Raw genomic sequence first — 11,765 nt, 5'->3', positions numbered from 1 at the left:
CCATTTCCTGCCATTTTTCTCCGGGATACAGGTTTACGCAGATGAGCAAGACTTCTCTCGATAAGAGCAAGATCAAGTTCCTTCTTCTCGAAGGCGTCCACCAATCGGCTGTCGACGTCCTCAAGGCGGCGGGCTACACCAGCATCGAATACCTGACAGGCTCCCTGCCGGAAGCCCAGCTCAAGGAAAAGATCGCTGACGCTCACTTCATCGGCATTCGCTCACGCACCCAGCTGACCGAAGAGATCTTCGATCACGCGAAGAAGCTGGTCGCTGTCGGCTGTTTCTGCATCGGCACCAACCAGGTCGACCTGGAAGCGGCCCGCGAGCGCGGCATCGCCGTGTTCAACGCACCGTACTCCAACACCCGCTCCGTGGCCGAGCTGGTGCTGGCCGAAGCGATCCTGCTGCTGCGCGGCATCCCTGAGAAAAACGCTTCCTGCCACCGTGGCGGCTGGATCAAGTCCGCAGCCAACTCCTTCGAGATCCGTGGCAAGAAACTGGGCATCGTCGGCTACGGCTCGATCGGTACTCAGCTGTCGGTCCTGGCGGAAGGTCTGGGCATGCAGGTGTTCTTCTACGACACCGTGACCAAGCTGCCACTGGGCAACGCGACCCAGGTCGGCAACCTGCACGAGCTGCTGGGCATGTCCGACATCGTCACCCTGCACGTTCCGGAAACCGCTGCGACCCAGTGGATGATCGGCGAGAAGGAAATCCGCGCCATCAAGAAGGGCGGCATCCTGATCAACGCTGCACGCGGCACCGTGGTCGAACTGGATCACCTGGCCGCTGCGATCAAGGACAAGCACCTGATCGGCGCCGCCATCGACGTGTTCCCGGTCGAGCCGCGCTCCAACGACGAAGAGTTCGAAAGCCCGCTGCGTGGCCTGGATAACGTGATCCTGACCCCGCACATCGGCGGCTCCACCGCTGAAGCGCAGGCCAACATCGGTCTGGAAGTGGCAGAAAAACTGGTCAAGTACAGCGACAACGGTACTTCGGTATCGTCGGTGAACTTCCCGGAAGTGGCCCTGCCGGCGCACCCTGGCAAGCACCGCCTGCTGCACATCCACGAGAACATCCCGGGTGTGATGAGCGAGATCAACAAGGTCTTCGCCGAAAACGGCATCAACATCTCCGGTCAGTTCCTGCAGACCAACGAAAAGGTCGGCTACGTCGTGATCGACGTCGACGCCGAGTACTCGGAACTGGCGCAAGAGAAGCTGCAACACGTCAACGGCACCATCCGAAGCCGTGTGTTGTTCTGATCCGTCGCTGAGCGACAAAAAAAGGGAGCCTTCGGGCTCCCTTTTTAATGCACGCGAAAACGTCATTCGACGTTGACGGTGATCTTCTTCGACACGATCGGCGGATCGAAGGCCATGTGGCCGCTGTCACCCAACTCCAGCTGCAAGGTGTGCTTGCCCGGCGCGAGTTTGATGTCGGCCTGGGTCTGCGCCTTGCCGAAGTGCATGTGGTTGGCATCGGTCGGCACGACGGAGCCGGCCGGAACGATTTCCTTGGCATCGATCAGCAGATGGTGATGGCCAGTGTTCTTGGTGACGTCACCGGCCGGTGCCAGCGCGATGTCCTTTACACCGAACTTGACCGTGAAGGTCTGCTGAACCGTGGCTCCGTCCTCGGGAGAAACGATGAACACTTCGGCGCCCTTCGGTGCCGGTGTGGCCGCACTGGCCAGTACCGAAACACCCATCAGCACACCGGCCAACGCTGCACGTGACATAAAGCTTTTCATTTTCTTCTCCAGTTTTTCCGTAAAATCCGCACGGTCATGACAACTTCATGACCATTCGTTGTCGAAGGCACTCGACAACCATAGCAAAGCGAGCCTGGAAAACAGGCCGCGACAATGATTTCAAAGGAGTGACCATGCGTTTTCTGCCTGGCCTGATCTGCCTGCTTCCCCTTCTGAGCCCTCTGGCTCACGCCGAACTGATTGATGACGTCAACGACCGTGGCGAGTTGCGCATAGCCCTTGAGGCTAATACACCGCCCTTCAACTTCAAGGACGGCGACACGCTCACGGGGTTCGAGGTCGAGCTTGGGCAACTGCTGGCCAACGAACTGGATGTGCGCGCCGACTTCATCGTCACCGACGAGGCCGATCTGCTCCAGGGCGTTGAAAGCGGCAAGTACGACGTCGCGCTCAACCACATAGCACTGACCCCGGAACTCAAGGATCGTTTCGACGTCAGCGAGCCTTACACGCAGGTCAATGCGCAATTGTTGGCGAAGAAGGACGAACAACCCCGGCCGATGGTGCTGGTACAGACGCTGACGGAAGAGAAACCAAAGATCGGGCCACCGGTTGAACTGGCGATCCCGTTCCAGAAGGGCAATCCGGCGTTTCACGCGAGCCTGGAGAATGCCTTGCAGCGGATCAGGGCGGATGGGCGGCTGGAGGCGTTGTCGAAAAAATGGTTGAGCGTGCAGGCTACGGAAAACTGAAGTGAACGTGACTAGTCGAGCAAGCTGAGGGCCTGTGCGGCTTGCGGCAGCTCGAGTTCGCTGAAGACCTGCACCCCATGGTGCTTGAGCAAGGCTGCCGTGACACCTTCGCCACTCACCTTCACCCCACTGAACGTCCCGTCATAGGTCAACAGATTCCCGCACGACGGGCTGTTGGCCTTGAGCACCGCCACCCGAATCCCGTGCTTTTGCACCAGCGCCAACGCCTGCCGCGCACCGTCGAGAAACTGCGCACTGACGTCTTCGCCCTCGGAGGTGATCACCGAGGCGTGCCCGTCCAGCACCTCGCTGCCCTGCCCGCCCGGAATTTCCGCCGCCGCTCGTGGCGTCGGCAAACCACCGGCGACTTCCGGGCACAGCGGCACTACCCGGCCTTCGCTGATCCACTGCTCCAGCAGATCGAACGGCCCGCTGGCCCCACCGTCGTAACGCACGCGATGGCCCAGCAGGCAGCGGCTCACAAGAATCCTGTGCATCTCAGAACGGCTCGTTGCCACGGCGGCGGAACCAGCCGGTCAGCGACAGCCGCTCGCGGCTGGCTGGCAATACTTCGTGAGGGACTTCGCCGGAGAGAAACACCACCAGACAACCGCCCGTAGGCTGCACGTCATGAACGCGATCATGCTCCAGGTACATGCGCAGTTGCCCGCCATCCTCCGGCAGCCAGCCGTCATTGAGGTAGATCACCGCCGAGACCATGCGCCGGTCATCGTCGCGAAAACGGTCGACATGCTTGCGATAGAAAGCACCCGGCGGGTACAGGGCGAAGTGGCACTCGAAGTCTTCCAGACCGAGGAACAGGCCCCGGTTGAGCGCTTCGCGCAAGCTGTCCATCAGGTTCAGGTAGCGGTCGCTGGCCTCGGCCTGACCGGGGTCGATCCATTGGATATGGTCGCCACGAATCCCCTCGCGGATCTCCGTAAACGGGCCACGTCCGACCCCCGCCGGCGCCAGTTCACCTTCGGCGTCACGTTTGCGGCACTCGGCCGCCAGTGCGCGGGTCAAATCCGCAGGCAGGAAAATGTTCTGCTGCGACCAGCCGCGCTCGGCCAGGTCGTCGACGATACGTAACAGCAGCGGGTGATCAGAGGATATTTGCATGGCGCGCATAGTATGCCTGCGGCAAGAAATCCGACAGAGCCACGCGGCGGCTTGATACGAATTCTCGACAAGTACTGGCACCGCACGGAGAATAGTCGGCTGCCGACAGGAGTCCTTATGCGCCGTTTGCTTTTTTCACTGTTGATGTTCTGCGTTTTGCCCGCCTGGGCGGACGGCCACGACCAGCTGTACAAGGTCGCCGGCTGGCCAGAACAACGCGCGCATTTCAACGACGCCCTGAGTGCCGCGCAGCAGCGTTACCAGAACAGCCTGCCGCCGGCGGTGTTTCAGGCGCTGGTGAACAACAGCAACCAGCGCTTCGCCCCTCAGGCTGTGGATCAACGGGCCGAAGCGCAACTGCGCAAGAACCTTGCCGATCCGCAACCGGCCCTGTCGTTCTTTCAGTCACCGCTGGGCAAGAAGATCGTCGCCGCCGAACTGCTGGCGACCCGCCGCGATCAATTGGCAAAGAACGCCAAGGGCCTGCCGAAGATGCCGGCCAGCGACAGCCGCCTGCTGATCATCGGCCACCTCGCCCAGGCCCTGCCCGCCCGTGAAGCCGGTGCCGAAGTCAGCCTGGCGATTGCCGGCGTGGCGGCGGACAGCCTGAGCTCGATGATCCCCGGCCTGCTCGGCGGCGGTCAGGCCCAGGGCATGTTGAACGGTCAACGCCAGCGCCTGATGGATCAGATCGGCGCCGACCTGAACAACACGCTGCTCTACGTCTATCGCGACCTGTCGGATGAAGAGCTGGAAGAGTTCGCGACCTTTGCCGAATCCACCGAAGGCAAGGCCTACTATCAGGCCGCGCTGGCAGCGATCCGCGCCGGGCTCGCCGTGGGCCAGAGCACCTCGAACCTCAGCCAGTGATCTAGGGGTTGCGGCCCTTGATCCGCTTGCTCAAGAACTCGAAATACTCCTCGCGCATTTCCGCCGTTTCATTGGCCAGGTGATGCCGCGCCTCGGCCAGCAACAGAATCTGTGGCCGGTCGAACTTCCACTTCAACACTTGCAGGTTGTGCTGCCAGTCCACGGTCATGTCCGCCTGGCCCTGAACGATCAGTGGCCGGCGCGGACTTTTCTTCGCGTATTCCACCCGGTTGATCCAGCGTGACAACGCCCCGACCCACGCGGTCGGCAAGCGTTTTGGCTGCAACGGATCAGCCTGCAGGAACGGCAGGAAATCCGGGTCGTTGGAGTTCTCGCTGAAACGCCGGGCGATGCCCCTGACAAAGGGCCTGAGCAGGTAATAACTGAACTGCGACCAGCCCCAGGCACGCGGACGCACCAGCGGCGCCAGCAGAATCAACTGCCCCTGCGCCGGGCTGTTTTCGCCATGATTGAGCACGTGATCGACAATGATCGCCCCGCCGGTGCTTTGCCCGCACAAATGCCACGGCTGCGGCAGTGCAATCGAACGCGCCTCGGCGAACAGGCCTTGCAGCGCATCCTGATACTCGGAGAAGTCGCGGATGCTCGCCCGCTCGCCACTGGACAGACCATGCCCCGGCAGATCGCAGGCAATCACCGCAAAACCCTGATCCAGCGCCCACTCGATCACATGCCGGTAAAGCCCGGTGTGGTCATAAAAACCGTGCACCAGAAACAGCGTGGCCTTGGCCGTTTCCGCCGGCCACCAGCAATGGCTGACCAGCTCATAACCATCGATGTCGAACCGGCCCATGCCACGCCAGACATCACGCTCCGGAAAGTCGGTCTTGTAGAACCGCTGATACGCCTTCGCCTCCTCGGACAACGGCTGCCACTCGGCCAGAGGCTTGAGGCTCGCACGCAGATGATCGGGATCGAAGGCAACAGACATGGGCAATTCCAGAAGGGTAAACAGACTTTATCGGCCTGCGATATTCATCTGTAGAAGCAAGCATGGCAAGCTAGCGCGCTCCCAAGGAATCAAAACCATGCGTTCGCCCTACCGCACCGCACTGTTTGCCAGCCTGCTCGCCATCGTTTGCGCCGGCGTGCTGTGGGCCGCATACGACTGGTTTCAGGGCCGCTACCTGAGGGCTTTCAGCGAACACACGGCGGTGTTTTCCGGCGACCCGCTGCGCCTGCCCGCCGACCTCGCTGGCCCCGGCAACATCCGTCTGGTGCACTTCTGGGACCCGGCCTGCCCATGCAACGTCGGCAACCAGCAGCACCTGACCGAGATGGTCGAACAGTTCGGCCCCAAGGGCGTGGAATTCTTCGCGGTGCAGAAGGCCGGCAGCCACGGCCAGTTGCCCGCCACCCTAAGCAATCTTAAAACCATCGCGGTGCTGCCCGGTTCGGAGCAGATTCCCGCCAGCCCGGCCGTGGCGATCTGGGACCGCAGCGGCAGACTGGCGTACTTCGGCCCGTACAGCGAAGGTCTGACGTGCAACTCCAGCAACAGTTTTATCGAACCGATCCTGCAAGCGTTGAGTGATGATCGTCCGGTCAATGCGACTCATACGTTGGCGGTAGGGTGTTATTGCCCGTGGATTAGTGGGGAGTGAACGGCTTCGCACTGACAATAAAAACCGCATCAACCAAAGACGCCAGAGACATATTGACACTTGAAAACTAAACCGCCTTGAATCCCGGTTTGTTATTAGCAGCGCGCCATTCTTTAACCTCCTTTACAATCCCTTCAGGACTGTCATCCCTATCATCTCTTGGGTAGTAGATAAGATCCGAGCCGTCCGGGTGTTCTGTTAACCGCCTGAATTCCAATACCAGCTTTACATCTTCCTCCTCTGTTCGAGCACTAGCATCACAAATTGAGATTACAAAATCCAAAAACTCTCTTTCCGTATAGTCCGAAATATTTAACAAGCCACCACCATCCTGTAAAAAAGCCCCTGGCAAAACTGCCAGGGGCACAACCACACTTATGAATATCAAACCTCTTTAAAACCAGATTTTCCGTTAGCTGCACGCCACGCCTTGACCTCTGCAACTACAGCTGCCGGCCCACTTTTTCCTGGCTCCGGATAAAAAATCAGATCCGATCCAGATGGATGCTCACTCAAGGCCTTAAACTCGAAAACAGCATCGATGTGTTCCTCTTCACTTTCATAGTCGTTGTCATAAATTCTCGTAACAAACTTCAGAAACTCCGACTCTGACATTTCGTTAATTAACTTAATCATTACCTGACCCTCTATGCATACCAATATGTCTCCGTGGAGTCATTGCGACTATGTTGTCAACCTCATAAACCCCGCCACCTTCAGAAATATATTTCCTGTGATGCAACTCAATTTTCACACGCTTTCCAACTTGCTCACTCTCTTTAACAAAAGGCGATTGGCCGTCTTTCATACTAGCTAGGGCGCTGCGATCAAACTGAGCCGCCAACTCCGGATCCCCAGCCACCGCCTTCCAAAACGCCTCCCGAAACGCCCGAAAATTCCTGAACTCCCGCCCTCGCAACTGATCGGCATCCTGCGCCGGCACCGGCGCGCCTTCGCCCTGCGATGCGCTTCCGAGCCAGTTGCCCGATACCGCCTGCCCCACACCTGATGCGACACCCGGATCCTCCCGCCGATCCCGAAACATCGTGTAGTTCGGTGGCAGCCCGGAGTCCTGCGGGAACACCAGAACATAGTCATCGAATCCGGCTTCGAAAACGCCCGGGAACGAATCGAAGCGTCCCTCTACCGGGACTACCGTCGCCCCAGTATAGGCAGGCACATCCGGCTGCCCGGCCGGTGAGGTCGTCGAGCTGTTTCCCGGATTGACGATCGGGGTCCACGTCAGGGTGCGTGGTGGAACATCGGAGGTGGTCGCGGTGTAGACGTTGCGTTCGGTGTCGTAGGAAGCCGCCACCACCCTGACCGCCGACGGAATATTCCGCCCATCGGTCTTGACGACAAAAACCTCTGACTGCCCGTACGCGTCGGTCTTTGAACTGACGCGGAAAGGCATGTCAACCGTACCGCCAGCCGCCGCGATGGCGTGCAGATCTGGCGCGAAGTCGGGCGCGAGGTCCGACAGCGGCGTGCTGAAGGCGTAACGGTCCGGCAATTCGCCGTTGCCCAGTTTCGACGAGTAGACCAACGCTGAAACACCGACGACCGCGCCAGCCCCGACACTGGCCGCAAGACTGCCCAACCCGGCGATGGCGCTGCGAACCGCCGCTTGCAGACTGGCCGCAGCAGCCTCGGCAACTGCCACGACTCCAGCTGAAGTCATGAACAACGGCCCTGTCGCCGAAGCGGCACCTGGCGCGCGGAAGGTATGGGCGTTGCGAATGGCTTCTGCCGCTATTCGCGCTTGTTCCTCGGCAAGGCGCCTTGCCTCTGCTTCGGCGGCAATACGTGCCTGTTCCTCGGCAACACGCCTGGCTTCAACCTCCGCGGCTATACGCGCCTGCTCCTGCAAATGCCGGGCCTCTAGCTCCCGGGCAATGCGTATCTGCTCCTGCAGACGCTCCGCCTCTTGGGCGCGGGCAATCAGACCGGCAAATGCGTCCGCCGCCGCTGCCATATGCCGGGCACTTTCCGAGTGCAGGAGTGAAGCGTAATAGTCCTGCCAGCGCTTGCCCAGATCGGTAGTGGCCTGCAAGTCGACCAGGTTCTTCAGCGCTTCGAGCTCAGGCTTGCTCAACGGGCGTTGATCGCCGGATTGGCGATTGCATAGGGCCGGACGGCTGCCTGCTCGACAGCACGAATGTTGTCCGCTGCGATTTTATAATTCGTGAGTGTTTGAGAGAGACTGCCGCCGGTTGAGCCCGCTGCAGCGGCGATTCTTTCAACCAGAAAACCCGGCAGGAAATGCAGGCGAATATTCGTTTCCAGATTCACCACGGATAACCTTTCGGCAGAAAGAATCTGCTGGGCGTCCCTCGTGGTTTGAGTCGCGGCTTCAACCTGGCTTCTTCTTGCGGCCAGTTCCGGAAGTTGATTGGCGATAATGGCCATCACCCAGGAAAGGCGCCGGAGCTCCATTGCCGAGCGATAGGCCCTGTCGATGGCCGCATAGGCGACGGAAACATCCGGAACCGGCAATGCCAGACTGTCTCGTATCTTCTTGAAGGACAAATCCTTCATCAGGAAAAATGGATTATGTCCATACAGCGAGTAAGCGATCTCGGTATGAGCCCGATACTCCAACAACTTTGAATGAATAACCTGAATGGTTATTTCCTGATCAGCCTTGACCTTCTGAGCCGCAGAAAGTCCAGCACTGGCTGCTTGCCTCGCCCTCTCTACTTCATTATTTGATGCCGCGCCGATATTGCTGAATACTCCAGCATACTCAAGATCAATATATGCCTGAGCATTCTGTTGCTCCTGCATCAAATCATTCCAGATGAATGGAGTTAACGGATCAAGTTTCCCAGACCCTTGGCCCGTCCCTCTATGCGGCCCTTCATTCAACCCCCAACTTCCCGAGAAAAACCCACCCTGTCCCAATCGAACTGGCGCCACCCCCTTGACGGGTATTGGCGCCAGTTCATATCTGCCCGGCCCGGTCTGCTTGTGAGGTCCAAGATAATTTTCAATATCACTCATACGACTTCTCCATGTCAGTTATTCCATGTATCGAATTCGCAAAATTCGTTTTATTCCTCTGCTTTTTCTCGAGGTCTTTTATAGGCCCGCCCCGTTAAACGCAGCAACAACAAACTTGTAGTGCACTTCCCGAAAACCTGAAGGAAACTTCCTATTCAAGAAATACTGTGTTATGAAATCCCGGTTGCGATCTTCAACTAGATCAGCAGCATCAATGCCTTCATATAAATAGAACGACAGGGAGCAGATTTTTCATGAAAAAAGGCCTGACCGTACTTGCGTTGCTGATCGTCATTCCCGCCATCGGGGTCGGCGGTTACCTCTACAGCAAGCAACCGACGCGTCAGGGCCAGGTGGAGTTACGCAACCTGCAAGGCTCGGTGACCGTGCGTTACGACGAGCGCGGTGTGCCGCACATCCGTGCCGAAAACGAAACCGACCTCTATCGCGCCCTCGGCTATGTGCATGCCCAGGATCGCCTGTTTCAGATGGAGGCCATGCGCCGTCTCGCCCGGGGCGAACTGGCCGAAGTGCTCGGGCCGAAACTGCTCGACACCGACAAGTTGTTCCGCAGCCTGCGCATCCGCGAGCGGGCCGCCAGTTACGTGGCCGCCCTCGACAAGCAGTCACCGGCGTGGAAGGCCCTGCAAGCCTATCTGGACGGCATCAATCAATATCAGGACTCGCACGCCGCCCCTGTCGAGTTCGACGTGCTGGGCATCCCCAAGCGGCCGTTCACCGCCGAGGACAGCATCAGCGTCGCCGGCTACATGGCCTACAGCTTTGCCGCCGCGTTTCGCACCGAACCGCTCCTGACCTACGTACGCGATCAACTGGGCGCCGATTACCTCAACGTGTTCGACCTCGACTGGCAACCCAAGGGCGTGCTCGCCAAGGGCCACGCCGGCACCGCACCGGCCCTCGCTGCCGAAGACTGGAAAGACCTGAACACCCTCGCCCGCGTCAGCGAGCAGGCATTGATCGACAACGGTCTGCCGCAGTTCGAAGGCAGCAACGCCTGGGTGATCGCCGGCAGCCACAGCAAGAGCGCCAAGCCTTTGCTGGCCGGCGATCCGCACATTCGTTTTTCGGTGCCGTCGGTGTGGTACGAGGCGCAGTTGTCGGCGCCGGGTTTTGAACTCTACGGCCATCATCAGGCGCTGGTGCCGTTCGCGTTTCTCGGCCACAACCTGGATTTCGGCTGGAGCCTGACCATGTTCCAGAACGACGACCTCGATCTGATCGCCGAGAAGGTCAATCCGGACAACCCGGATCAGGTCTGGTATCGCGGCCAGTGGACCGACATGGTCAAGACCGAGCAGCAGATCGCGGTGAAAGGCCAGGCCCCGATGTCCATCACGTTGCGCCAGTCGCCCCACGGCCCAATCGTCAACGACGCCCTCGGTACAGCCGCAGGGAAAACCCCGATTGCGATGTGGTGGGCGTTCCTCGAAACACCGAACCCGATCCTCGAAGGTTTTTACCAGCTCAACCGCGCCGACACCCTGGCCAAGGCCCGCGCCGCAGCGGCCAAGGTGCAGGCACCGGGGCTGAACATCGTCTACGCCAACGCCAAGGGCGATATCGCGTGGTGGGCCTCGGCGCTGCTGCCCAAACGGCCGGCCGGGGTGAAGCCTGGGTTCATTCTCGACGGCAGCGGCAATCAGGCGGACAAGGACGGCTACTTCCCGTTCAGCGCCAACCCGCAGGAAGAGAACCCGGCGCGGGGCTATATCGTCTCGGCCAACTTCCAGCCCGTGTCGCCGACCGGCATGGAGATTCCCGGTTATTACAACCTCGCCGACCGTGGCCAGCAGCTCAACCGCCAGCTCGCCGACAAGAACGTGAAATGGGACAACGAGGCCAACCAGAAGCTGCAACTGGGCACCACCACCGGTTACGGTCCGCGTCTGCTGGCGCCGTTGCTGCCGGTGCTGCGTGAAGTGGCGGGCAATCCCGCCGAGCAGAAGCTGATCGAGCAACTGGCCCAGTGGCAAGGCGACTATCCGCTGGATTCGGTCAGTGCGACGGTGTTCAACCAGTTCCTGTTCAACCTCGCCGACGCGGCAATGCGCGATGAGCTGGGCAATGATTTCTTCGAAACCCTGCTGTCGACCCGGGTGATCGATGCGGCACTGCCCCGGCTCGCGGCGAATGCCGATTCACCGTGGTGGGACAACCGCAGCACGCCGAACAAGGAGACCCGCGTCGACACCGTGCGCGCCGCGTGGCAGGCGAGCATGGCCCACCTGAAGTCGACCCTCGGCGACGACGCTTCCGGCTGGCAATGGGGCAAGGCGCATACGCTGACCCATGGTCATCCGCTGGGTCAGCAGAAGCCGCTGGATCGCATTTTCAACGTCGGCCCCTTCGCCGCACCGGGCTCCCATGAAGTGCCGAACAACCTCTCGGCGAAGATCGGCCCGGCGCCGTGGCCGGTGACCTACGGCCCGTCGACCCGGCGCTTGGTGGACTTCGCTGATCCGGCTCACAGCCTGACCATCAACCCGGTGGGCCAGAGCGGCGTGCCGTTCGACAGCCACTATGACGATCAGGCAGAGGCGTATGTGGACGGGATGTATGTGCAGGCGCATTTCAGTGAGGAAGAGGTGACGGCGAATACGCGCAGTACCTTGAAGCTGTTGCCGGCGCGAGCGGCGCAATAAGCGCCGC

The 11,765-nt window shown here is 60.0% G+C and carries 13 protein-coding genes; 5 read left to right on the top strand and 8 right to left on the bottom strand.

The window, feature by feature from the left end; all coding sequences use genetic code 11:
• Nucleotides 1-41: 41 nt before the first annotated feature.
• Nucleotides 42-1,271 carry a phosphoglycerate dehydrogenase gene (serA, locus tag QRN46_RS04535; RefSeq protein WP_007953487.1) on the top strand — a complete coding sequence of 410 codons (1,230 nt, stop codon included), beginning with the start codon at nucleotides 42-44 and terminating at the stop codon, nucleotides 1,269-1,271.
• Nucleotides 1,272-1,333: 62 nt separating this feature from the next.
• On the opposite strand, the gene QRN46_RS04530 is transcribed toward serA, so the two are convergent.
• Complete coding sequence (locus QRN46_RS04530) at nucleotides 1,334-1,759, bottom strand: DUF4399 domain-containing protein (RefSeq protein WP_011336431.1); 426 nt, start codon at nucleotides 1,757-1,759, stop codon at nucleotides 1,334-1,336.
• A 134-nt stretch (nucleotides 1,760-1,893) separates the two neighbouring features.
• Here QRN46_RS04530 and QRN46_RS04525 point away from each other — a divergent pair, with 134 nt between their 5' ends.
• Nucleotides 1,894-2,472: a transporter substrate-binding domain-containing protein gene (locus tag QRN46_RS04525; protein WP_011336432.1), complete on the top strand. Its 579-nt coding sequence runs from the start codon at nucleotides 1,894-1,896 to the stop codon at nucleotides 2,470-2,472.
• A gap of 11 nt (nucleotides 2,473-2,483) precedes the next feature.
• Here the strand turns inward: QRN46_RS04525 and QRN46_RS04520 are convergent, their stop codons facing one another.
• Entirely contained in the window at nucleotides 2,484-2,969 is a 486-nt protein-coding gene (locus QRN46_RS04520) for a 2-thiouracil desulfurase family protein (protein WP_011336433.1), read from the bottom strand.
• A gap of 1 nt (nucleotide 2,970) precedes the next feature.
• Complete coding sequence (locus QRN46_RS04515; RefSeq protein WP_011336434.1) at nucleotides 2,971-3,603, bottom strand: 2OG-Fe(II) oxygenase; 633 nt, start codon at nucleotides 3,601-3,603, stop codon at nucleotides 2,971-2,973.
• Between the two features lie 108 nt (nucleotides 3,604-3,711).
• Here QRN46_RS04515 and QRN46_RS04510 point away from each other — a divergent pair, with 108 nt between their 5' ends.
• The gene (locus QRN46_RS04510; protein WP_011336435.1) at nucleotides 3,712-4,464 is read left to right on the top strand and encodes a DUF2059 domain-containing protein; all 753 of its coding nucleotides are present in this window, start codon (nucleotides 3,712-3,714) and stop codon (nucleotides 4,462-4,464) included.
• A gap of 1 nt (nucleotide 4,465) precedes the next feature.
• Here QRN46_RS04510 and bipL read toward each other — a convergent pair whose 3' ends face one another.
• Nucleotides 4,466-5,416: a phospholipase BipL gene (gene bipL / locus QRN46_RS04505; RefSeq protein ID WP_285354335.1), complete on the bottom strand. Its 951-nt coding sequence runs from the start codon at nucleotides 5,414-5,416 to the stop codon at nucleotides 4,466-4,468.
• 97 nt (nucleotides 5,417-5,513) lie between these two features.
• Here bipL and QRN46_RS04500 point away from each other — a divergent pair, with 97 nt between their 5' ends.
• Complete coding sequence (locus tag QRN46_RS04500; protein WP_285354334.1) at nucleotides 5,514-6,089, top strand: DUF6436 domain-containing protein; 576 nt, start codon at nucleotides 5,514-5,516, stop codon at nucleotides 6,087-6,089.
• A 67-nt stretch (nucleotides 6,090-6,156) separates the two neighbouring features.
• Here the strand turns inward: QRN46_RS04500 and QRN46_RS04495 are convergent, their stop codons facing one another.
• The 4 genes from QRN46_RS04495 to QRN46_RS04480 are packed head-to-tail and all read right to left on the bottom strand — an operon-like array spanning nucleotide 6,157 to nucleotide 9,092.
• Nucleotides 6,157-6,450: a bacteriocin immunity protein gene (locus QRN46_RS04495; RefSeq protein WP_236195744.1), complete on the bottom strand. Its 294-nt coding sequence runs from the start codon at nucleotides 6,448-6,450 to the stop codon at nucleotides 6,157-6,159.
• A 23-nt stretch (nucleotides 6,451-6,473) separates the two neighbouring features.
• Nucleotides 6,474-6,725, bottom strand: a complete 252-nt coding sequence (locus QRN46_RS04490) for a bacteriocin immunity protein (protein WP_064380002.1) — start codon at nucleotides 6,723-6,725, stop codon at nucleotides 6,474-6,476.
• Complete coding sequence (locus QRN46_RS04485) at nucleotides 6,718-8,184, bottom strand: S-type pyocin domain-containing protein (protein ID WP_285354332.1); 1,467 nt, start codon at nucleotides 8,182-8,184, stop codon at nucleotides 6,718-6,720. The genes QRN46_RS04490 and QRN46_RS04485 overlap by 8 nt, the downstream gene beginning before the upstream one ends.
• A complete protein-coding gene (locus QRN46_RS04480; protein ID WP_285354331.1) occupies nucleotides 8,181-9,092 on the bottom strand; it encodes a hypothetical protein in 912 nt (303 codons plus the stop codon). Before QRN46_RS04480 ends, QRN46_RS04485 begins: the two co-directional genes overlap by 4 nt.
• Before the next feature lie 254 nt (nucleotides 9,093-9,346).
• Here QRN46_RS04480 and QRN46_RS04475 point away from each other — a divergent pair, with 254 nt between their 5' ends.
• A complete protein-coding gene (locus QRN46_RS04475) occupies nucleotides 9,347-11,758 on the top strand; it encodes a penicillin acylase family protein (protein WP_285354330.1) in 2,412 nt (803 codons plus the stop codon).
• The last annotated feature ends 7 nt before the right edge of the window (nucleotides 11,759-11,765 follow it).

Origin of the sequence: Pseudomonas sp. lyk4-R2A-10, assembly GCF_030209075.1 — a bacterium.
Classification (GTDB): domain Bacteria; phylum Pseudomonadota; class Gammaproteobacteria; order Pseudomonadales; family Pseudomonadaceae; genus Aquipseudomonas; species Aquipseudomonas glycinae.
This window is presented reverse-complemented; position numbering and strand designations above follow the sequence as displayed.